Raw genomic sequence first — 218 nt, forward strand, 5'->3', positions numbered from 1 at the left:
ATCACATTAACGTTGAATGTAAATACATCCGTAACAGGATCTCAGTCGGTAACAATCTGTAACAACCAGCTACCTTACTCCTGGAACGGTAACACCTACAACGCCGCCGGAACTTATAAAGACACCTTGAAGAATGTAGCTGGTTGCGACTCTATCGTTACCCTCACACTCACAGTAAAAGCAACATTGACAGGCACTCAAACTGCAACCATCTGTAG

The 218-nt window shown here is 44.0% G+C and carries 1 protein-coding gene; it reads left to right on the forward strand.

Annotated elements, in window-relative coordinates:
- The coding region (locus A3860_RS41040; protein ID WP_158085188.1) for a hypothetical protein at window positions 1-218 on the forward strand (218 nt) is incomplete at both ends.

The sequence above is a fragment of the Niastella vici genome, assembly GCF_002077945.1.
Taxonomy (GTDB): Bacteria; Bacteroidota; Bacteroidia; order Chitinophagales; family Chitinophagaceae; genus Niastella; species Niastella vici.